We start from the raw sequence: 22,866 nt of genomic DNA on the forward strand, positions 1-22,866 counted from the left end.
CCTGCTTCCCCGGGTGGCCGGGCGGGCGGCTCAGGTGCCGCTGCGGTTCAACGCGGCGCGCACGAGGTCGGCCACGTCCATGGACTTGATGTCGGTGCCGGGTTCGCCGTCCGCTGTCCGCGGCACCTGCGGTTCGGCCGGCGGTTCCGGGGCCAGGCGGCCGAGGAGGTAGCCGGCGAGTGCGGCGGGCGTCGCGTAGTCGAAGATCATCGTGGACGGCAGCCGCAGCCCGCTGACGGCGTTGAGCCGGTTGCGCAGCTCCACCGCGGCGAGCGAGTCGAACCCCAGCTCGGTGAAAGCGCGCCGTGGTTCCACGTCGGCGGGCCCTGCGTGGCCGAGCACCCCGGCCACCTCGGTGCGGACGGCGGTGAGCACGACGTGCTCGTGGTCGGCCTTCGGCAGCCCGGCGAGCCGGTCGCCGAGGGTGCGGGCGTGCTGGGCGGGTGCCACGGCGACGCCGGCGAGCGTCCGCAGCGGCGCGGGCACCTCCTCGCCTCGCCGCCGCAGCGCCCGGAGGTCGAGCCGGACCGGCAGCACGGCGGGCAGGCCGGTCGTCACGGCGGCGTCGAAGAGGGCGAGCGCGTCGTCCGGTTCGAGCACGCCGACGCCGGAACGCTCGATCCGGGCGAGCTCGCCCTCGTCCAGCGACGCGCCCATGCCGCCGCCCGCCCACAGGCCCCACGCCATCGACGTCGCGGCGAGCCCGAGGTCCGCCCGGTGCGCGGCGAGCGCGTCGAGGAACGCGTTGGCCGCCGCGTAGTTGCCCTGGCCGGAGGCGTCGATGGTGCCCGCGGCCGACGAGAACAGCACGAAGTGCGCCAGCTCGCGGCCGAGGGTCAGCTCGTGCAGGTGCCAGGCGGCCTCGGCCTTCGGGCGCAGCACGGTGTCCACACGCGACGGTGTCAGCGCCGTGATGACGCCGTCGTCCAGCACACCGGCCGTGTGCACGACGCTGTCGACCGGCGTGAGCGCGAGCAACGCGGCGACGGCCGCGCGGTCGGCGACGTCGCAGGCGACGACCTCGGCCTTGGCGCCCAGCGCGCTCAGCTCGCCGAGCAGGTCGGCGGCACCCGGCGCGTCCGGCCCGCGCCTGCTCGTGAGAACGAGCCTTTCGACGTCGTTGCGCCGTGCGAGGTGCTTCGCGACGAGCGCGCCGAGCCCGCCCGTCCCTCCGGTGATGAGCACGGTGCCCCACGGGCGCTGCGCCGTGCGGTCCACCGCGTCCGGTGCGCGGACGAGACGCGGTGCGTGCACTTCGCCGTCCTTGAGGCGCACCTCCGGCTCACCGGTGTCGAGTGCCGCGCCGAGGGACGCGAGGTCCGGCCGGGCGTCTCCGAGGTCCACGAGCACCACGCGTCCGGGTTCCTCCGCGTACGCGGCACGGACGAGACCGCGCACCGCCGCGCCGGCGAGATCGTCGCGGGTCAGCACGACGAGCACCGCCTGCCGTTCGTCGGCGAGCCACGCCTGCACGACCCGCAGGGTCTCGGCGAGGGCTGACCGCACGGCGTCCGGCACAGCGGTGCCGTCCGGCACCGGTGCGGCGTACAGGACCGCGTCGGCGGTGCCCAGTGCGGCGGGCTCCGGTGCGACCGGGACGCCGAGTCCGAGGTCGTCGTCACCGAGCACCGCCCAGTTCCGGTGTGCCCGCACGACGGGCTTCGGCACCGGCTCGCCGGCCACGACGTACAGCTCCCGGGCCGGGGCACCCAGCCGGTCTGCGGCGACGGGCCGCGTCACGTACGACGCCACGGTCGCCAGCGGTGCTCCGTCCTCTGTGGAGAGTTCGATCCGCAGGCCGCCGGTGCCCGCGCGGGTCACGCGCACCCTGGCGGCGAGCGCGCCGGAGCCGTGCTGGGTGACCCCGGTCCACGCGAACGGCAGCTCGACCACGCCCGCGCCGGCATCGGCGGGTTCGGCTCGCGGGTCGAGCAGACCGGTGACGTGCAGCGCCGCGTCGAGCAACGCCGGGTGCAGGCCGTAGCGGACGGCGTCGTGCCTGGCCTCCGCGGGCAGCTCCAGCTCCGCGAGCACGGTGTCCTCGCCGGCCCGCCACGCGGCGCGCACGGCGCGGAAGACGGGCCCGTAGTCGTAGCCCTCGGCGTGCATCCGCTCGTACAGGCCGCTGACGTCGAGCCCGGTCGCGCCCGGCGCGGGCCACTCGGCGACCGGCGCCTGACCGGACGCGTCCCCGACCACGTCGAGAACGCCCGTGGCGTGGCAGGTCCACTCTCCGGTCGCGTCGTCGGGCCGCGAGTGGATCTCGACGGTGCCGTCGGCGGCGGCCGAGACGTGCAGCCGCACGGCCGACTCCCCCGGCACGACGAGCGGCGACTGCAGGGTCAGCTCGGTGAGCGCGGGGCGGCCGGTGAGGCGGCCGGCGTGCAGGGCGAGGCCGACCAGCGCGGCACCGGGTACCAGCACGGTGCCGAGGACGGCGTGCTCGGCGAGCAGCGGGTGCGTGGCGAGCGAGACGCGTCCGGTGAGCAGCAGGCCGCCGGCACCCGGCAGGTCCACGGCCGCGCTGACCAGCGGGTGGTCCACTGAGGACAGTCCGTGCGCGGTGACGTCGCCGCCGGTCGCGGCCAGCGGCAGCCAGTGGTGCCGGTGCTGGAACGGGTAGGTCGGCAGGTCCACGTGCGCGCCGGTGAAGTCGCCGTAGAGCTGACGCCAGTCGACGTCGAAGCCCCGCACGTGCACCTCGGCGAGCGAGGTCAGCAGCGCGCGCACCTCCCCGGTGTCCTTGCGCGCGGTGCACGCGAAGGCCGGTTCGGCATCGCCCTGGGCCTCGACGAGGCAGTCGGGTCCCATCGCGGTCAGCACGGGGGCGGCGCCGAGCTCCAGGAACGTGTCGACGCCGCGGTCGGCGAGCGCGCGCACGGCGTCGGCGAAGCGCACGGTCCCGCGCACGTGGTCCACCCAGTAGCCGGCCGAGCCGAGCTGGGCGGCGGTCGCGGGCTCGCCGGTGAGCGTGGACATGATCGGCACCGCGGGCTCGTGCGCGATGAGCCCGGCCATGACCTCGCGGAAGCCGGCCAGCATCGGTTCCATGCGCGGCGAGTGGAAGGCGTGCGAGACCCGCAGCCGCCGGGTCGTGGCGAACCGCGCGGCGACCGCCTCCACGGCGTCCTCGTCACCGGACACCACGACCGCGCGGGGCCCGTTGACCGCGGCGATGCCGCACCGCTCGCCGAGGAGCGGGGTGACCTCCTCCTCGGTGGCCTGCACGGCGATCATGGCCCCGCCGGCGGGCAGGGCCTGCATCAGCTCGCCCCGCGCGGCGACCGCGGTCACCGCGTCGGACAGCGACCAGACACCCGCCACGTGCGCGGCGGCGAACTCGCCGATGGAGTGCCCCGCGAGCCACGCCGGACGCAGCCCCGCCGACTCGAGCACCCGGTAGAGGGCCACCTGCGTGGTGAACAGCGCGGCCTGCGTGTAGGCGGTCTGGTCGAGCAGCGCGGCCGCCTCGCCGTCGCCGAACAGCACGTCGGCGAGCGGGTGGCCGAGGTGACCGGCGAACTGCGCGGCGATGCGGTCGAAGTGCTCCGCGAAGACGGGGTGGGTGCGGTACCAGTCGCGTCCCATGCCCGGTCGCTGGGCACCCTGACCGGAGAACAGGAACGCCAGCGTGCCGTCGGTGACCGAACCGGTCACGACGAGCCCCGGCGCGTCGGCGGCCAGGGCGAGCGCGTCGAGGCCCGCCGTGACGTCGTCGGAGGAGTCCGCGCCGGCGAGGACGACGGCGCGCTCGTCGTGCGCCGCGCGCGTGGTGGCGAGGGCGAAGCCGAGGTCGGCGGGGGCGGTGGTGGACGCCGCGGTGACCAGGTTGCGTGCCTGGTCGCGCAGCGCCGCGGTCGTCCGCGCCGAGACCGGCAGGGCGACGACCGGGGGCGCTTCTCCCCCGGCCACCGCCTCCTGCGCGCCGGGCTCCTCGATGATGACGTGGGCGTTCGTGCCGCTGATGCCGAAGGACGACACGGCGGCACGGCGCGGCCGGGCTCCGGGTTCCCACGGACGGGCCTCGGTGAGCAGCTCGACGGAGCCCGCCTCCCAGTCGACCTTCGAGGACGGCGCGTCGACGTGCAACGTCTTCGGGAGGACGCCGTGCCGCATGGCCTCGACCATCTTGATGACACCCGCGACACCCGCCGCGGCCTGCGTGTGCCCGATGTTCGACTTGATCGAACCGAGCCACAGCGGTTCACCGCGGTCCTGACCGTAGGTCGCCAGCAGCGCCTGCGCCTCGATCGGGTCGCCGAGGGTCGTTCCGGTGCCGTGCGCCTCCACGGCGTCCACATCGGACGGTGCCAGGCCGGCCGCGGCGAGGGCCGCGCGGATGACCCGTTGCTGCGACGGGCCGTTCGGCGCCGTCAGCCCGTTCGACGCGCCGTCCTGGTTGATCGCGGAACCGCTCACCACGGCCAGCACCCGGTGCCCGTTGCGCCGCGCGTCGGAGAGCCGTTCGACGACGAGCACCCCGACGCCCTCGCCCCAGCCCGTGCCGTCCGCGCCGTCGGCGAACGACTTGCAGCGGCCGTCGGCGGCGAGCCCGCGCTGGCGGGAGAAGTCGATGAACGTGTCCGGTGTGGACATCACCGTGACGCCGCCGGCGAGGGCGAGGTCGCATTCGCCCTGCCGCAGCGCCTGAGCGGCGAGGTGCAACGTGACCAGGGACGAGGAGCACGCCGTGTCGACGGTGACCGCGGGGCCCTCGAGACCGAGCGCGTACGCGACGCGGCCGGAGACGACACTGCCCAGGTTGCCGTTGCCCGCGTAGGCCGCGAGGTCCTCCGGCAGCTCGGGGAGCCAGGCACCGTAGTCGTGGTACATCACGCCCGCGTAGACGCCGGTCCGGCTGCCGCGCACGGTGGCGGGGTCGATCGACGCCCGTTCCAGCGCCTCCCAGGACACCTCCAGCAGCAACCGCTGCTGCGGGTCCATCGCGGTGGCCTCCCGGGGGCTGATGCCGAAGAAGCCGGCGTCGAACCGCGCGGCGTCGTGGAGGAACGCGCCTTCCCGCGTGTACGTGCGGCCGGGCGTGCCCGGCTCGGGGTCGTAGAGCGCGTCGGCGTCCCAGCCGCGGTCGGCGGGGAACCCGCCCACCGCGTCGACGCCGTCGGCGACCAGCCGCCACAGGTCCTCGGGCGAGGTGACGCCGCCGGGATAGCGGCAGGCCGTGCCGACGATGACGATCGGATCGGTGGTGGTGCCGGGGTCGCGCACGACGACGGGAACCACGGGCTCGGCGCTGCCGAACAGGCCCTCCTCGACGTGCTTGGCGAGCGCGCGCGGCGTCGGGTGGTCGAACACGAGGGTGGCGGTCAGCCGCAGCCCGGTCACCGCGTTGAGCCGGTTGCGCAGCTCGACGGCGGCGAGGGAGTCGAACCCGAGCTCGGTGAACGCGCGCGCCGGGTCGATGGCGGAGGCTCCGTCGTGGCGCAGCACGTCGGCCACCTCGGTGCGCACGAGGTCCAGCACCACGCGTTCGCGCTCGGCGACCGGAACGGTGGCGAACCGGCCTTCCTCGGTGGTCCGCGCACCGCCCGCGGCAGCACGGCGCACGGCGGGACGCACGAGCTCGCGCAACAGGTGCGGCACGCCGTCGGGACGGCGTCGCACGGCGGCCGCGTCCACCTCGACCGGCACCGCGGTGGACCGTCCTGATCGGACGGCGAGGTCGAACAGCCGCAACGACCGTTCCGCCGGGAGTCCCGGCAGCCCGGCGGCGGCGATGCGGCGCAGCGCGGCGGCGTCGAGTGCGGCACCCATGCCGGTGCCCGTCGCCCACAGGCTCCAGGACAGCGCCGTGGCGGGCAGGCCGAGTGACGCGCGGTGCTCGGCGAGCGCGTCCAGGTAGGCGTTGGCGGCGGCGTAGTTGGCCTGGCCCGGCGCGTCGAGCACCGCGGCGAGCGAGGAGAACAGCACGAACCGCTTCAGCGGGCGGTCGAGCGTCAGCTCGTGCAACAGCCAGGCGCCGTGGGCCTTGGCGTGGAAGACCTCGTCGACCATCTCGTCGGTGAGCGAGCCGAGCAGACCATCGCGGACGACTCCCGCCGCGTGCACCACCGAGTCGGCGGGGTGCTCCGCCAGCAACCGCGTGACGGCGTCGCGGTCGCCGATGTCGCAGGCCACCACGGTCACCTCGGCGTCCAGGTCCCCGACGAAGCCGGGCACCTCTCCGCGCCTGCCGGCCAGCACCAGGCGGCGGACGCCGTGCGCCTCGACCAGGTGCCGCGCCACGAGCGACCCGATCCCGCCGGTGCCACCGGTCACCAGCACGGTGCCCCAGTCGTCGGCGGCTGCGGTGGCCGGGACCGAGACCGGAGCGGAGACCAGGCGCGGGACGAGGAACTGCCCGCCGGTCAGCGACAGCTCCGGCTCACCGCTGGCGAGGGCCTGGGCCAGTTCGGTCTCGGAAGGCTCGGCGTCGTGCTCGACGAGCACGAAACGACCGGGGTTCTCGGCCTGCGCCGCGCGGACGAGCCCGCGGACCGCGGCGTGCGCGGGGCTCGCGGGTGGGGTCACCACGACGAGCGGTGCGGTCGTGCTGTCGTCTTCCAGCCACGTGCGCACCAGGCGCAGTGCCGTGCCGGCGTGCTCGCGGGCGTCCCGCGCGTCCGCGCTCGCGGCACCGCCGAAGCGGTGCACGACAGTGCCCTGTGGAACTGCGGTGGGTGCCGGGGCACGGTGTGGCACCCACCGCACAGCGTGCAGGACCTCCTGGTCCTGCACGAGCCGGGAAACCAGTCCGCCGATGTCGGCCACCGGTGCACCGGTGACGTCGGCGAGCCGGAGCGAGATGCCGCCTCCGTCGCCGCGCGTGATCGCGACGCGCACGGCGGTCGCGCCGGTGGCGTGCAGCGTGACGCCGGTCCAGGCGAACGGCACGCTCACCTCCGACGGAGGCGCGTCCAGGTCCGCCGCGTGCAACGCCGCGTCGAGCAACGCGGGGTGCAGGCCGAACGCACCCGCGCTCTCCGCGATCCCCTCCGGCAACGCGACCTCGGCGTACACGGTCCCGCCCTGCCGCCACGCCGCGCGAAGACCCCGGAACGCCGGCCCGTAGCCGTACCCCTCGTCAGCCAGGCGCTCGTAGAGGTCGTCCGTGTCCACCGGGTCGGCACCCGGCGGCGGCCACTCGCCGAACGGCGCGGGATCGGCGGCGTCGGCCGGGGCGAGGACACCCGCGGCGTGCTCGGTCCACGGGCCCGCCTGGTCGGCGCGGCTGTGGACGGTGACCTGACGACGACCGTCCTCGTCCGCCACGCCGACCGCCACCTGGACGGAGACCTCCTCGTCGCCACCGAGGACGAGCGGTGCGCTCAGGGTCAGTTCCTCCAGCTGCAGCGGCGGGCCGGCGGGTACGTGGTCGGCGGCGCGCAGAGCGAGCTCCACGAACGCCGTGCCGGGGAACAGCACCCTGCCGCCGATGACGTGATCGGCGAGCCACGGCTGGGTGCGCGTGGAGATCCGTCCGGTCAGCACCGCGGCGTCCGCGCCCACGCCGGCGACAGCGGCGAGCAGCGGGTGATCGGCGGGCAGCTGTCCGAGCGCGCCGGCGGACGTGCCCTGGTCGAGCCAGAAGCGCCGCCGCTGGAACGGGTACTGGGGCAACTGGACCGGAGCGCCGCCGAACCCGGCGAAGTGCCGCCGCCAGTCGACGGGGACGCCGCGCGAGTGCACGGCCGCGAGCCCCGACATGGCCTCGTGCGCTTCGGGCCGGTCCCGGCGCAGCGCCGCGATGAAGGCCACTCCGCCGGCGTCCACGCACTCCGGTCCCATCGCCGACAGCGTGGCGCCCGGTCCGAGCTCGAGGAACGTGCGCACGCCCGTGTCGGCGAGCAGCCGCAGCGCGTCGTGGAAACGCACCTGTGCGCGGACGTGGCCGACCCAGTACTCCGGATCGCACATTTCGCCCGACACCGGCTGCCCGGTCACGGTCGACACGATCGGCAGGCGCGGCTCGCGGAAGTCGAGCACGCGCACGACGCGGCGGAACTCGTCGAGCATCGGCTCCATGAGCGGCGAGTGGAAGGCGTGGCTCACGCGCAGACGCCGGGTGTCGCGACCACGTGACGACAGCTCCGCGGCGATCCGCTCGACGTCGCCGAGCTCGCCCGACACCACGACCGACTCGGGGCCGTTGACGGCGGCGATCCCGGTTCCCGCGGTCAGCAGAGGGGTCACTTCGGCCTCGGACGCGCGAACGGCGAGCATCGCGCCCCCGGCGGGCAGCCGCTGCATGAGCCGGCCGCGCGCGGCGACGAGGATCGTCGCGTCCTGCAGCGTCAGCACGCCCGCGACGTGCGCGGCCGCGATCTCGCCGACGGAGTGGCCCGCGAGGTGGTCCGGCGTGAGGCCCCAGCTCTCGAACAGCCGGTACAGCGCGACCTCGACGGCGAACAGCGCGGGCTGCGCGTACTCCGTCGTGTCCAGCAGGGCGGCGTCGGCACTGCCCGGCTCGGCGAACATCAGCTCGTCGAGCCGGCGCGGCAGCTGGAGGTCGAAGTGGGCACAGGTCGCGGCGAGCGAGTCCGCGAAGACGGGATAGGCGGCCGCCAGCTCGCGGCCCATCCCCGCGCGCTGGCTGCCCTGCCCGGCGAACAGGAACGCGATCTCGCCCGGCACCCGCTGCGGCACCGCGGTGGCACCGTTCGCGAGTCCCTCCAGGGCAGCGCGCAGCTCGTCCCGGCCGGTCGCGACGAGCACCGCCGAGTCGCGCAGCGCGGCACGCGTGGTGCCGAGCGCCTGTGCCAGCTCCACCGGTTCGACGGTGTCGACGAGGGGCAGCAGGTCACGGGCACGCGCGCGGAGCGCGTCCTCGCCGCGCGCGGACAGCGGGAACGCCAGCGGGCGGGCGCCGGCCGGGCTCGGCGCGGAGGTGTCCGGTTCCTGCTCGGGGCGTTCGAGGATGACGTGCGCGTTGGTGCCGCTGACGCCGAAGGACGACACGGCGGCGCGGCGCGGGCGGCCCGTCTCCGGCCACGGACGGGACTCGACGGTCAGCTCGACCTGGCCGGAGGACCAGTCGACGTGCGGCGTCGGTTCGTCGACGTGCAGCGTCGCGGGAACCTCGCCGTGCTGCATCGCGAGCACGGCCTTGATCACCCCGGCAACGCCGGCGGCGGCCTGGGTGTGCCCGAGGTTGGACTTCACCGACCCGAGCAGCAGGGGCCTCGCGCGGTCGCGTCCGTAGGTGGCCAGCAGCGCCGTCGCCTCGATCGGGTCGCCGAGCCGGGTACCGGTGCCGTGCGCCTCGACGACGTCGACGTCCGCCGGCGTGAGTCCCGCTGACGCGAGCGCACTGCGGATGACCCGCTGCTGCGCGGTGCCGTTGGGCGCGGTGAGGCCGTTGGACGCGCCGTCGGAGTTCACCGCGGAGCCGCGCACCACGGCGAGCACCCGGTGGCCGTTCTTCCGCGCGTCCGACAGCCGCTCCAGGACCAGGACGCCCACGCCTTCGGCGAAACCGGTGCCGTCCGCGGCCGCGGCGAAGGGTTTGCAGACCCCGTCCGGCGCGAGGCCGCGCTGCCTGCTGAACGCGGTGAAGACACCCGGTCCACCGAGCACGGCCACACCACCGGCGAGCGCGAGCGTCGTTTCCCCCGCGCGCAACGAGCGGCACGCCAGGTGCAGCGAGACGAGTCCCGCGGAGCACGCCGTGTCCACGGTGAGCGCGGGACCTTCCACACCGAGCACGTACGCGACCCGGCCGGACACGACGCTGGAGGCGTTGCCCGCCAACAGGTACGCGTCCATGCCGTCGGGTGCCTCGTGCAGGTGCGGGCCGTAGTCCAGCATCTCCGCACCGACGAAGACACCGGTCGCCGTGCCGCGCAACGCGGTGGGGTCGATCCCGGCGTTCTCGAGCGCGTGCCAGGTGGTCTCGAGCACGAGCCGCTGCTGCGGGTCCATGCCCAGCGCCTCGCGCGGGCTGATGCCGAAGAACTCGGCGTCGAAGCCGGTCGCGGTGCCGAGGAACCCGCCCTTGCGCACGTAGGCGCTGCCCGGCGTCTCGGGATCGTCGTCGAACAGGGCGCCGAGGTCCCAACCGCGGTCGGAGGGGAAGTCGGACAGCACGGTGCCGCCCTCGGCGAGCAGCTGCCACAACGCCGCCGGATCGTCGATGCCGCCGGGGAAGCGGCAGCCGATGCCCACGATCGCGACCAGCTCGTCGTCGATGGTGGCGGGGGTGGCGGGGGCTGCGGGCACGTCCGCGGCGTCGTCGGATCCGTCGGCCGCGCGCAGCAGCCGGTCCACCAGCTCCGGCAGCGTCGGGCAGTCGTAGGCGAGGCTCACCGGCAGGGGAATCCCGGTGCGCTCGGTGAGGACGTGGTGCAGGTGGACGGCGGCCAGCGAGTCGAGCCCCTGCGCCGCGAAGGACTGCTCGGCGTCGAGCGCGGCACCGGCGGCCGCTGCGTCCGGCCGCGCCTGCGCGATGGCCTCCGCCACGGCGGCGCGCACCAACTCGGTGACCACCCGGCGGCGTCCGCCCGGCGCGGCCTGCGCCAGCCGTGTCGCCAGTGCTGATTCGGCTACGAGCCCGTTCATCCGCGCATCTCCCGACTGACCGGCGCGATCTCTGGTCCTTGCTTGGAACGTAACGAGAGCAGGAGGAGGGACCCCACCCTTAAAAGCCCCTAAGACACACCGGCGGCGGCCATGCCGTCGTAGCTGCGGCGCACGAAGGACAGCGACCGCAGCAGTTCCGACGACGTGAGTCCGCGCGCCGCGCGGCTCTCGGCGATACCGCGCAACGGCATCCGCCCGATCCGCGACCAGCGCAGGCTGCCATCGGTGTCGATGTAGCTCCTGCTCTCCCCCGCGTTGTCCGGGTGCAGGCAGTACGGCACGTCGAGCAGGCCCGTCGCGAACGCCGTCAGGAACGCCTGGCCGAGGTCGTCGTTCAACGCCAGCACGGCCTCCACCAGTGCGCGGGCTTCGGCGTGGACGGCGTTGCCCTCCAGCGGGGCCGGCGCGTACGGCGTGCGGGCGGCGACGTCGGAGGCCAGCTCCAGGGCGGCCACGTTCTCCTCGATCGACGGGATGCGTTGCGACTCCGCGACCGTCTTGACGATGATCCGCTCCGACCCCGTGCGCGACGCCAGCCCTGCCGCCGCGCCGAGCAACGCACGCGCGCCGTCCTCGGTCTCCGGGAACACTCCCATGTAGGCGTAGATGACGACGTGCCAGTCGACGTCCGGCAGGAGCATCGAGCACAGCGCGCGCAACGCGGCGACGGCTTCGGCGTCCTGGGCCTCGTTCGTCTGCTGCGCATAGCTGACCGAGATGCTGCGTATGCCCAGCCGCCGGAAGAACACCGCTTCCAGCACGCTGATCGCGACGAGCAGGCTCGGCGGGCACAGCTGCCCGAGCATGCACCCGCCGAACGTCTCGAGGTGCGGTTCCACGCCCGGCCCGCGCGCGGCCGCCATCAGCTCGGACGCCGCCGTCCAGTGCGCCACGGACTCCCGCAGCGACACCCGCCCGTAGGGCAGGCAGTAGGAGATCGGCCCGCCCTCCGAAGCGTCCAGCCCGACCTCGAGCAGAGCGCGGATGATGTCCTCCGGTGCCGCCGAACCGTGCCGCACCTGGACCGGGAAGTCCGGTCCGCAGACGCCGTCGAGCACCGCCTCGGTGGTCCGGCGCTCGTGGCTCACGATCGGGTACCCGTTGAGCGCGGCCCCTTCGAGCAGGGCCAGGCGGGCCGACTCCAGATCACCGACGCGCGTGTAGCTGTCGATGGTCAGGGTGCCGACCGTGGTCGCGTCGGCCTTCCTGGTGGCCCGCAGGCCCGCGCGCATCCGCTCGGGATCGCTCATCCCCATGCGCGGTTGCACGACGAGCCTGCCGCGCTCGTGCGCCTCGCGGACGAAGGCGCCGAAACCGGTTCTTGCGCGGGTCATACCCGCAGCCGCTGGGGCAGTTCGAACAGCAGGCGGCTGAACTCGTCGATGCCCCCGCTGTCCACGCCGTCGGCGAACACCGCGTCGTAGCCCGCCGCCTTCAGCTCGGCGACCTGTTCCGCGGACGAGCTGCCGGTGATGCCGAGCTTGCCCCCGATCACCGCGGGGACGTCGGCGAGCTCCTGCCGCGCGCGCAGTCGTGTGACCATCCGGATGCCGTCGTGGAAGCCGTGGCCGTTGACGCTGCTCACGACCACGAGCGCGGGCTGCTCCGCCACCGCCTCTTCGACGAGCAGGTCCTCCGGCACGCACGGGCCGAGGTTGACCACCCGCCTGCCGTGCTCCTCGATCAACAGCTGCAGGTAGACGAGGTTCCAGGTGTGCGAGTCCGACGTACCGCCCGCCACGAGCACGGGCTGGTCGCCCGCGTCGCCGGGAAGGAGATCGACGTTGTCGCGCTGCGGCGAAGAAATGGTCATCAGAGTGCCTCTCCGTGTTCATATGCTCGTGAGTGCTCGATGCGGGAGGCGGAGACGACATCGGCACCGCGGACGACGACTTCGGTGGGCGCGGGCCTGCCGAGGAACATCAGCAGGCTCGCGGTCGGGCCGTAGGACCCGGCGTTGGGCACGGTCAGCAGTTCACCGGGCTCCAGGTCGGGCAGCCGGACCCCCCTGCCGAGCAGGTCGCCGGGGGTGCACAGCGGGCCGGCGAGGTGCGCGCCGGCGCCCTCGGCGACGGCCTCGTGCGGCTCGACGGAGATCGGCATGATCCGCCCGAGCCCGGACATGCCGCCGAAGGTGTTGATCCCCGCGTCGAGGACCAGGTAGCGCTGTCCCCTGCTGTGCTTGACGTTGACGACCGAGGTCAGCAGCGTGCCGCTGTCCGCGACGAGGTACCGGCCCGACTCGCAGGCGATCCGCGGCGCGCCGTCCCGCCAGCCGGGGAAGTGCTCGTCGAGCGCCTCCGACATGGCCTTGCCCAGGTACTCGTAGACAGGGCGGTGGCCCTGCACGGCGTACGGCGCGGCGAAACCACCGCCGATGTCGACCAAGCGGAACCGGACACCGAGAACGTCCTGCAGCCGTGCGGCGCTGGTGATGGTGTGCTGGAACTCCGCGATGAGGCTGTCCTCGTCCTGGGTGTTGCTCAACGGGAAGAAGTGCAGCCCGGCGATGGTCGTCCCGGGCACCTCGCGCAGAGCCGGGGCGAGGTCGGCCAGCGTCTCGCTGTCGAACCCGAACTGCGACGGCACACCGGTCATCCGGATGCTCGTCGCCGCGGCCCCCGTGGCGTTGTTGACGCGCAGGAGGCAGTCCGCGGTCGTGCCCGCCTCCAGCGCCACCGCGCCGACGCGGCGCAGGTCCCCGATCGACTCGACCGAGAACAGCCGCACGCCGTGCGCGATCGCCGTGGCGAGTTCGCCCGCCGTCTTGCCGGGGCCGGTGTAGAGCACCTCGTCACCGCGGAAACCGGCGCGCAGCACCGCGTCCAGCTCGCCGGTCGAGCTGATCTCCGCGCGGACGCCGCGTTCGCCGGAACGCAGCTCGCGCAGCAGCTCGGGGTGGGGGTTGGCCTTCGCGGCGTAGTACAGCACCACCTGCTCGGGCAACGCCGCGAGCAGGTCGTCCCTGGCCGCCACGACGCGGTCGAGGTCGTAGACGAAGGCAGGCGTGCCGAAGCGGTCCGCGATCTCCCGGTAGCCGGTCACGGTGCGACTCCTTCCAGGAGCTTGGTGAGGCGGGCCCTGTCGTACTTGCCGTGCTGGGTCAGCGGCAGTTCTTCGACGATCCTCGCCACCGAGGGCACCTTCGCGGGTTCGAGCCGGCGCGCGAGCTCCCGCAGCAGTGCGTGCGGTTCGATGTCGCCCTCCACGAACACGGCGAGCGCACGGCCGTCCTCGGGCGGCACCGCGGCTGCCGCGCGCACACCGGGCACGTCGGCGGCCGCGGCCTCCAGCTCGGTCGTGCTCATGCGCACGCCCTTGTGCTTGAACATGTCGTCGCGGCGGCCCTCGTAGTAGAGGAACCCGTCCTCGTCCACACGACCGAAATCGCCGGTGTGCAACCGAAGCCCGCCATCGGACCCGACGCGGAAGGAACGCGCGGTCTGCTCGGGGGCGCGCCAGTAGCCCGGCATCACGTGCGGTCCTTCGACCACGATCTCCCCGATCTCTCCCGGCGGCAACGGCTCACCGTGCTCGTCCACGACGAAGGCGCGGGTGCCGGGCAGTGGCCTGCCCACCGAGTCCGGCTTGCTGCCGGCGAGCTCCGGCGGCAGCACGGACACCCGCTTGCACTCGGTCTGTCCGAACTGGATGATCACCTCGGCGCCGGGGAAGGCCGCGCGCAACGCGTCGGCGGTGGGCTTCGGCAGCGCGGCACCGGTGTTGGTGAACATCCGCACCCGCGCACCCTCCGGGACACCGCGCTCCGCGAGCGTGCTGATCATGGTGGCCAGCGAGGGCACGATCGGCACGACGGTCGCGCCGGTGTCCACGATCCGGCTCAGCAGCAGCAGGTCCGACTCGCCGTCGGCGAGCACCAGCTCGCTGTGGCCGGCTGCGGTGAGCAGCACCTTGTAGAGCCCGTAGTCCCAGGAGATGGGGAACCGGCAGAAGACCACGTCGTCGGGCCGGTAGCCGAGCTCGGCGTTGATCGCCCCGGTGACGAACACCATCTGCCGGTGCGGGCAGATCACCGCCTTGGGCGCCGCGGTCGAGCCCGAGGTGTAGACGAGCACGGCGACGTCGTCGGGGTGCACGTCGGTGCCGGCGCCCCGCGCCTTCATCCGGTACAGGTCCTCGATCTCGGCCCACACACCGGAGAAGCCGCGCACGGCCACGCCGCCGGAGAACGCGGCGACGCGGTCCACCGCCTCGTCGGGCACGATGATGAGCGCCGGTTCGGCGTTCTGCACCACCGCGCGGAGGTGGAAGTCCTTCATCCCGGTGTTGACCGGCACCAGCACCGCGCCGCAGCGCGACGTGCCGTACAGCAGGGCCGCCAGTTCGCGGTTGCTCGGCAGCTGGACCAGCACGCGGTCGCCGCGGCCGATGCCGGAGAGGGCCAGCCAGGCGTCGACGGCGTGGCTGTGGCCGGCCAGCTCCTGGTAGGTCCACCGGCCGGCGGAGTCGCTGATCGCGAAGGAGTCGGGGTGGCCGGCGAGGGCTTCGTCGAGCAGGTCGTGGACCAGGGCGCCGGTGCGGGCCCCGGTGGTCTGGGTGGAGTTCACTTGTGGCTCGGGCCTTTCGTGCTGGTTCCCGGTCACCGGCCGCCGCGAGGGCGGGGCCGGCCTCTGACCGCGGCCCCGCTCGCCTCGGAGGTGAGCTTCGAGCGGTCGATCTTGCGGTTGCTGTTCAACGGGAACGCGTCGATGTGGTAGTAGGCCCGCGGCACGACGCCGGAGGGCAGCCGGTCGCGCAGGTGCCGCGCGAGCCGCGCGGGCGAGAGCGGTTCCCCGGTGTGGAACACGGCCAGCTCGACCGTGCCCTCCATCTCCAGCGCCACCGTGACGGCCTGGTCGACGCCTTCGCAGTCCCGGACCGCCGCGTCCACCTCGGCCAGCTCGACGCGGATGCCGTGCACCTGCACCTGGGAGTCCCTGCGGCCCAGGTACAGCAGCCCCGCGCCGTCGGTGGCGAGCCGCACGCGGTCGCCGGTGCGGTAGAAGCGCTTTCCCTCGTGCACCAGGAAGCGGTTCACGTCGTCGGCCGGGTCGAGGTAGCCCGCGGTCAGCTGCGGGCCCGCGACGCACAGCTCGCCTTCCCCGGTCCGGCTCGGCCTGCCGTTGTCGTCCAGCAGCACCAGGTCGTGACCTTCGTGGAGCTCGCCGATGGGCACGACGTGGTGCCGCCGTTCCTCGTCGCACCAGCGGTAGGCGCTGACGGTGATCGTCAGCTCGGTGGGCCCGTAGAGGTTCTCCAGGGTGGACCTGGACGCGGCCTGCGCCCAGTCGGCGGCGTCGACGTCGTGCAGCGCCTCACCGGCGAAGAAGCTCCAGCGCAGGGTGCTGAGGGACCCCTCCTGGAGACCGCCGGTCTTGCGCACCAGGGAGATCGCGCTCGGCGTGGAGAACCACACCGTGATGCCGTGCTCGCTCAAGAACTCGGGGAGCCGCGCGTAGGCTTGGGGCGGCAGCGGAACCACCGGCGCGCCCGCACCCCAGGCGCAGAACAGGTCGAACATCGCGCAGTCGAAGTTGAGGTCGAAGGTCTGCGAGAAGACGTCCTCGGGACCGAAGTCGTAGCGCTTGTCCTGCAAGGCGAAGTAGTGCGCCGTGTTGGCGTGCGTGACCGGGACGCCCTTGGGACGTCCCGTGGACCCCGAGGTGAACAGCACGTACGCGACGTCGTGCGGACGTGTCGGCATCGGGGCCGTCAACGCGCTGCCGGGGTCGATCCGCAGACCCGGCGCCGGGTGGCCGCCCGGCGCGAACAACGTCGGCAGCTCGACCCCCTCGTCCGCCAGCGCGCGCAGCGCGGGCAGGGAGTCGTCGTCGGCGAGAAGTGCCTGCACACCGGCCGCCTCGATCATCTGCCGGGTGCGCGCCGCGGGGAACGCGGGCTGCAGCGGCACCACGGTCAGTCCACTGTAGAATCCCGCGAGCAGGGTCGCGTAGGCCGAGGTTCCCTTGCCCACCAGCACCCCGAGCGTCCGGGTGTCCTCGGCGAGGCCGGCGAGTGCGGAGCCGGCGAGCAGCAGTGCCCGCTCGTGCAGCTCGCGGAAGGTCGTCACGCCCCCGTCCGCGCGCACGGCCGGCCGCTCCGGTGACAGGGCGAGGCCGCGGGAGAACCGTCCCGCCAGGGTGCTGTCGGTGATCTGGACCAGGTTCGCCGTCATGGCTCAGCGCGCCGCGTGGTCGAGTGTGCGCTCCACGGTCGACCACAGCATGCCCGCCGTGCGGAAGGTCTCCATGCTCAGCGCGCTGTCGTCGAAGCGGACGCGGTAGGCGTTCTCCAGAACGCTGAGCAGGTGCACCGCGTTCAGCGAGTCGAGGCCGAGCTCCTTGAGGTCGGCCTCCGGTGCCAGGTCCTCGGTGTCGGGAAGGAACGGCAGAAAGCCGCGGACCAGGTCCTCGAAGTCATCGTTCCACATGGTTTCCTCCATCTGTCTGGCTCAGGCCGCGAGCACGCGGCGCCGGGGTGTCATCGCGAGCCGCGGCTGGGCGGCGACGACGTCGAACCGCTCCGCCGCGCACGGAACGCGGCCGAACAGGCTGTCCGGCCCGGCGACGCACAGCCGCCGCACGCCGGAGTCGCGCAGCGCGTCCGTCACGCTCGGCCAGTTCATCGGGTGGTCGAACCCGTCGAGCAGCATCGTGCGCAGCTGCTCACCGGTGTGCAGCAGCGAGCCGTCCTGGTCGGCCACGACGGGCAGCGAGGGGTCGGCGAACCGGTAGCGCGAGACGACCTCGCGCTCGGCCTTGTCGCGCAGCCCGCGGAAGAGTGAGGCGTGCATCGGCGGCCGCATCGTGTAGAGCGGCATCCCGCCGATCCCGCGCACCCGTGCCGCCAGCCACTCGACCTCGCTCTCCGCGATCGACACCATGAAGAACCCGTCGTCGACGTAGCAGGAGATCTCGTGCCACTCGCCGCGTTCGGTGAGCTCGGCGAAGATCGGCTCGATCTTCGCCATGGGGGCGCGGACGAAGGACAGCGTGACGACATCGGTGTGCTCCTCGGCGAAGTACTCGTCGAGGCACCGGGCGATGTCGGCGGTGAGCCGCACCGCGTCAGGCAGTTCGAGCACGCCGGTGTAGGCGAGCACCGCCTTCTCGCCGAAGCTGGGTCCCGTCACCACGTCCGGTGTCACGCCGAGGTCCGCCTCTGCCCACCGCGCGCAGGCGAGGCAGTTCACGAAGAACGCCACCTGCGCGGCCTCGGTGTAGTCGCCGGGGTCCTCGCGCAGCGAGTCCACCAGCGAGTAGCCGAGCACGTCGTCGGCCACGGCGACCAGTTCCCGCGCGAACGGGTTGGCCACCATGAACCGGCCGATGTCGCGGAACGGCACCGGTCCCATGCCGGGGAAGACCATCGCCGTGGTGAACCCACCGCCGCCACTGGGCGCGCCCACCGTTCAGAGCCCCTTGAGGAAGTCGACGAGCACCTCGTGGAAGAGCTCGGGCTCTTCGAGGTGCGGAAGGTGCGCGGAGTTCTCGAAGATCTCCCAGCGCGCGCCCTTGACGTGCTCCTCGTAGGGCCGCATCACGGTCGGCGTCGCCTCGTCGTAGCGGCCGCTGAGCAGCAGCGTCGGGGTGTCGATCGCGGGGAGGTCGTCGATGACCGAGAAGTCCTTGAGCGAGCCGATCACGTGGAACTCGTTCGGCCCGTTCATCGCGTAGTAGACGGTGGGGTCGTTGTAGATCTCCATGTACGAGGAGACGAAGTCGCGCGGCCACGGCCGGGCCCGGCAGACGTGCCGGTCGTAGAAGACCCGCATCGCGGCGAGGTACTCCCGGTCGTCGTAGGTACCGGCCGCCTCGTGGCGCAGCAACGCTTCCTGGGTCTCCCTCGGCAGGTCGGCACGCAGGCGCGCCATCTCCTGCAACCAGATCGGGTACGAGGCCGGCGCGTTGGCCACCACCAGCCCGCGCAGCCCTGCCGGGCCGGCCGCGGCGTGCTTCGCGCACAGCGGACCGCCCCACGACTGTCCGAAGAGGACGTAATTGTCGGCGATCCCGAGGCTGGTCAGCAGGTTGTCCAGCTCCTCCAGGAAGAGCTCGACCGTCCAGAACGCCGGATCGGCGTCGGGCAGGTGCGTCGACCCGCCGTTGCCGAGCTGGTCGTAGTGCACCACCGGCCAGCCGTCGTCCGCGAGCCGCGCCAGCGGCAGCAGGTAGTCGTGTGTGCTGCCCGGTCCACCGTGGACCGCGACCACGGCCGGCCGGTCGCCGCCGAGCTCACCGGTCACGCGGTACCAGGTCCGGTAGTCGCGGAAGGCCACCGTTCCCTTGGTGCTGGCCAAGGGGACACGGGTTCCGAACGGCACGAAGACCACCTCCTCGGGCAGCACTCGCTGGAACGGCAGCGGCACCGGCAAAATGGCGCGCTGACCGTTGGGGACCGAACTTCCAGCCGAAAGCTATCGCCGACCCCGACCCCTAAAAGCCCCTACGCGGCGGGGCCGGGTTCCGGTGCTCCGTGAGGTGCGTCCCCTGTGTGGTTCGCTTCAGAAATGAGAACGCTCACAACGGAAAGCTCGCACGGCACAACCGAAAGCGTCTCACTACGGACAGCGGTTTCTAGGGGCGATTAGGGGTGGGAGCGCTCTCCCCCTCTCCCTAGGTTGCGGACAGTGGCGTGCACCGCTGCCATCCCGTCCGTCTACCCCAGCGACGAGGACTGCCCATGGCTACCCCCGACTCCCCTTCCGCACCGGTCGGTGACTCCGATCTCCCGGACTTCCCGATGCGCAGGGCCTGTCCGTTCAGCCCGCCCGCCGAGTACGCGCGACTGCGCGAGACCGAGCCCGTCTCCAAGGCGAAGTTGAAGGTCAACGGCAAGCACACCTGGCTGGTGACCCGCCACGACCTGTACAAGAAGCTGCTGTCGGACTCGAGGGTGAGCTCGAACCTCAAGCTGCCCGGCTACCCGCTCCAGGTCCCGGTGCCCGACGAGATCCTCCAGCAGGTCCCGCACACCTTCCTGTCGCTGGACCCGCCGGAGCACTCCGTGCAGCGGCGCATGCTCACGCCGGAGTTCAGCGTGCGCAGGATGCGCCAGCTGCGCACGCGCGTGCAGGAGATCGTCGACGAGCGGGTGGACGAGCTGCTGGCCAAGGCGGGCGACGGCCCGGTGGACCTGGTGTCCGTGCTCGCGCTGCCGGTGCCCTCGCTGGTGATCTGCGAACTGCTCGGCGTGCCCTACGCCGACCACGGTCGCTTCGAGGCCTGGGCGTGGGCGATCATGAGCCACGAGCTGAGCGAGGAGGAACGCGGCCGCGCGCACTACGAGCTGGACCGCTACGTCGACGAGCTGGTCACGCTCAAGGAGTCGGAGCCGGGCGACGACATGATCAGCCGGCTGATCGCGTTCAACCGGGAGACCCCGTCGGTCACGCACTCCGAGCTCTCCAGCATGGCCAAGGTCATGCTGATCACCGGGCACGAGACGACGGCCAACATGATCGCCCTCGGCGTGCTCGCCCTGCTGGAGCACCCCGACCAGCTCGCCGCACTGCGCGCCGAGCCGGAGCTGATGACGACCGCGGTGGAAGAGCTGCTGCGGTACTTCTCCATCTCCGACGCGGGTACCGCGCGCGTGGCGATGGAGGACATCGAGCTCGGCGGGGTCACCATCCGCGCCGGTGAGGGCATCCTGCCGCTCAACCACGCCGCGAACCGCGACGTGAACGTCTTCGAGGACCCCGACAGGCTGGACGTGCGGCGCGAAGCGCGCAGCCACGTCGCCTTCGGCTACGGGGTGCACCAGTGCGTCGGGCAGAACCTCGCCCGCATGGAGCTGGAGATCGTGTACTCGACGCTGCTGCGCCGCGTGCCGGGGTTGCGCCTCGCCGCACCACTGGAAGAACTGCGCTTCAAGGACGACGCCATCGTCTACGGCGTCTACGAGCTGCCCGTCCACTGCTGAGACCGCCCACGCCTTCCGAGAGGCAGTCATGACCGAATCGCTCCAGTCCCCCGGCACCGTCGGCGCAGAGCCAGAGCTGCCGCAGTTCCCGATGCGCCGCGAATGCCCGTTCAAGGAGCCGGCTGCCTACTCGGAGCTGCGGGAACGTGAACCCGTCTCACGGGCGACGGTGAAGGTCACCGGACGACCCGCGTGGTTGGTCACCCGGCACGCCGACGTCAAGCAGGTCCTCGGCGACCCGCGCGTCAGCTCGAACCTCAAGCTGCCCGGCTACCCGCACCAGTTCCACATCCCACCGGAGCTGCTGGCACAGGTGCGGCTGATGATGCTGTCGATGGACCCGCCGGACCACACCGCGCAGCGACGGATGCTGATCCCCGAGTTCACCGCACGGCGCGTCCGCGAGATGCGCCCGCGCATCCAGCAGATCGTGGACGAGCGGATCGACGCGATGCTCGCGGCAGGCGGTCCCGCGGACCTGGTCACGGCACTCTCGCTGCCGGTGCCGTCACTGGTGATCTGCGAACTGCTCGGCGTGCCCTACGCCGACCACGCGCAGTTCGAGGAGTGGTCGGCGGCCATGATGAACCACGAGCTGAGCCCGGCCGAGTACGGTGCGGCCGTGCAGGCGTTGGACGCCTACCTCGACGGGCTGGTCACCGCCAAGGAGAAGGAGCCCGGTGACGACCTGATCAGCCGGTTCCTGGAGAAGAACCGGGTGGAGCAGGTCGCCGACCACCTCGACGTGGTCACGATGGCCCGGCTGATGCTCGTCGGCGGGCACGAGACGACGGCGAACATGATCTCCCTGGGCGTGCTGGCGCTGCTGGAGCACCCCGGGCTGTCCGAGGAGCTGCGCGCCGACCCGTCCCTGCTGCCCGGCGCGATCGAGGAGCTGCTGCGCACGTTCTCGATCTCCGACTCCGGCACCGCCAGGGTCGCGCTGGAGGACATCGAGGTCGGCGGCGTGACCATCCCGGCCGGCGACGGCGTCCTCGCCCTGAACGGCGCGGCGAACCACGACGCGTCGGTGTTCCCCGACCCCGGCGTGATCGACCTCCACCGCAAGGAGGCCCGCAGCCACCTGGCCTTCGGTTTCGGCATCCACCAGTGCATCGGCGCCAACCTCGCCCGCGTCGAGCTCGAGGTCGTCTACGGAACGCTGCTCCAGCGGATTCCCGGGCTGAAACTGGCCGTACCCGCCGACCAGCTGCGCTACAAGGACGACGCGATGGTCTACGGCGTCTACGAACTTCCCGTCACCTGGTGAGGAACGGCAAGAGGAGCACCCTGATGCACGTCACCACCGACAGCGCCCGCTGCGTGGGCGCGGGTCAGTGCGCCATGGTCAGCCCCGAGGTGTTCGACCAGGACGACAACGGTCTGGTCGTCGTGCTCCAGGACCACCCCGCCGAGGACCTGCACGACTCGGTCCACCAGGCGGCGGACCTGTGTCCGGCGCGCACGATCGTCCTGAACACCGCGAGCGTCTGAGATCTGGCGGCCGGGCGCTGTTCGAGTGGTTGTCCCAGCCACTCGAACGGTTCCCGCGCTCCTGTCCGCACTGGAGGCGGTGACCACCCCGCCGCCGCTCGCCTGCGGGTGTGGCATGGCGGCTTTGTGCATCGCGGCGAACGTGCGTTCATTGAGTCCATAATGGACATATTGATCTCAGCGAAAGTTGTGGGGACTCGGCTTTCCCGCACCGCACGCCGCTCGCGCTGACCGGCCCCGGCACCCCTAAGCGTTGTGGGATAGGGGTTGTCGAAGCCCGTAGTCGTGGAAAGACTCGACACATGATGGAGCTGGCAGCAGAGTTCCCAGCAGCGTCGTACGGACAGTGGCGCGATCTGGTCGACGCCGTGCTCCGCAAGTCGGGAGCGGACTTCGACTCACTGATCACCCGCACGCCCGACGGCATCGACGTTCAGCCTCTCTACACCGACGCACCGGCGAGCTTTCCTTGCCTGGCGCCGGTGAAGCAGGGCTGGGACATCCGCCAGCGGCACTCCGTTCCGGACCCGATCGCCGTGCTGAACGACCTCGAAGGCGGCGTCACGTCGTTGTGGCTGTCCGTACCGGCCGATTCCCTCAAGACCGTGCTGGCGGACGTCCACCTGGACCTGACGCCGATCGTGCTGGACGGCTCGCCGGAGGTGGCCGTCGCCATGCTGCGGCTGTGGGGCCGGATCGCTCCGGAGTCCGTCCGCGGCACCCTCGCGCTCAGGCCGACCGGCGACGCACTCGACTTGATCACGCGGGTTTCCCGCACGTTCCCCGGTCTGCGGACGGTCGTGGTGGACGCGTTGCCGTTCCACGACGCGGGCGGGTCGGACGCGGAGGAGCTGGGTGCGTCGCTGGCCTTGG

At 72.6% G+C, this 22,866-nt stretch carries 12 protein-coding genes and 1 pseudogene; 4 read left to right on the forward strand and 9 right to left on the reverse strand.

The features are described from left to right. Window positions 1-30 precede the first annotated feature (30 nt). The 9 genes from AB0A63_RS34670 to AB0A63_RS34710 form a co-directional block, all read right to left on the reverse strand. A complete protein-coding gene (locus AB0A63_RS34670; RefSeq protein WP_360398834.1) occupies window positions 31-10,554 on the reverse strand; it encodes a type I polyketide synthase in 10,524 nt (3,507 codons plus the stop codon). A gap of 89 nt (window positions 10,555-10,643) precedes the next feature. Continuing rightward, entirely contained in the window at window positions 10,644-11,909 is a 1,266-nt protein-coding gene (locus AB0A63_RS34675) for a methylaspartate mutase (protein ID WP_360398837.1), read from the reverse strand. Continuing rightward, window positions 11,906-12,388 carry a cobalamin-dependent protein gene (locus tag AB0A63_RS34680; protein ID WP_360398840.1) on the reverse strand — a complete coding sequence of 161 codons (483 nt, stop codon included), beginning with the start codon at window positions 12,386-12,388 and terminating at the stop codon, window positions 11,906-11,908. Before AB0A63_RS34680 ends, AB0A63_RS34675 begins: the two co-directional genes overlap by 4 nt. Then, window positions 12,388-13,620, reverse strand: coding sequence for a type III PLP-dependent enzyme (locus AB0A63_RS34685; protein ID WP_360398843.1), 1,233 nt, complete (start codon window positions 13,618-13,620; stop codon window positions 12,388-12,390). The genes AB0A63_RS34680 and AB0A63_RS34685 overlap by 1 nt, the downstream gene beginning before the upstream one ends. Next, window positions 13,617-15,143: an AMP-binding protein gene (locus AB0A63_RS34690; protein WP_360398846.1), complete on the reverse strand. Its 1,527-nt coding sequence runs from the start codon at window positions 15,141-15,143 to the stop codon at window positions 13,617-13,619. The genes AB0A63_RS34685 and AB0A63_RS34690 overlap by 4 nt, the downstream gene beginning before the upstream one ends. Before the next feature lie 32 nt (window positions 15,144-15,175). Beyond that, window positions 15,176-16,750 (reverse strand): AMP-binding protein, encoded by a 1,575-nt coding sequence (locus AB0A63_RS34695; protein WP_360398849.1) that lies wholly within the window; start codon window positions 16,748-16,750, stop codon window positions 15,176-15,178. A 3-nt stretch (window positions 16,751-16,753) separates the two neighbouring features. Continuing rightward, window positions 16,754-17,005, reverse strand: a complete 252-nt coding sequence (locus tag AB0A63_RS34700) for a phosphopantetheine-binding protein (protein ID WP_360398852.1) — start codon at window positions 17,003-17,005, stop codon at window positions 16,754-16,756. Window positions 17,006-17,026: 21 nt separating this feature from the next. Continuing rightward, complete coding sequence (locus AB0A63_RS34705; protein ID WP_360398855.1) at window positions 17,027-17,983, reverse strand: ACP S-malonyltransferase; 957 nt, start codon at window positions 17,981-17,983, stop codon at window positions 17,027-17,029. A 3-nt stretch (window positions 17,984-17,986) separates the two neighbouring features. After that, window positions 17,987-18,943, reverse strand: a complete 957-nt coding sequence (locus tag AB0A63_RS34710) for a proline iminopeptidase-family hydrolase (protein ID WP_360398858.1) — start codon at window positions 18,941-18,943, stop codon at window positions 17,987-17,989. A gap of 314 nt (window positions 18,944-19,257) precedes the next feature. Here AB0A63_RS34710 and AB0A63_RS34715 point away from each other — a divergent pair, with 314 nt between their 5' ends. From AB0A63_RS34715 to AB0A63_RS34730, 4 genes and pseudogenes are all read left to right on the forward strand, one after another. Then, the gene (locus AB0A63_RS34715; protein WP_360398861.1) at window positions 19,258-20,499 is read left to right on the forward strand and encodes a cytochrome P450; all 1,242 of its coding nucleotides are present in this window, start codon (window positions 19,258-19,260) and stop codon (window positions 20,497-20,499) included. A 28-nt stretch (window positions 20,500-20,527) separates the two neighbouring features. Next, window positions 20,528-21,769: a cytochrome P450 gene (locus AB0A63_RS34720; protein ID WP_360398864.1), complete on the forward strand. Its 1,242-nt coding sequence runs from the start codon at window positions 20,528-20,530 to the stop codon at window positions 21,767-21,769. 23 nt (window positions 21,770-21,792) lie between these two features. Beyond that, window positions 21,793-21,993 (forward strand): ferredoxin, encoded by a 201-nt coding sequence (locus AB0A63_RS34725; protein ID WP_360398867.1) that lies wholly within the window; start codon window positions 21,793-21,795, stop codon window positions 21,991-21,993. A 302-nt stretch (window positions 21,994-22,295) separates the two neighbouring features. Next, a pseudogene (locus AB0A63_RS34730) lies at window positions 22,296-22,866 on the forward strand (methylmalonyl-CoA mutase); the annotation flags it as partial.

Origin of the sequence: Lentzea sp. NPDC042327, from assembly GCF_040647275.1 — a bacterium.
Lineage (GTDB): Bacteria > Actinomycetota > Actinomycetes > Mycobacteriales > Pseudonocardiaceae > Lentzea.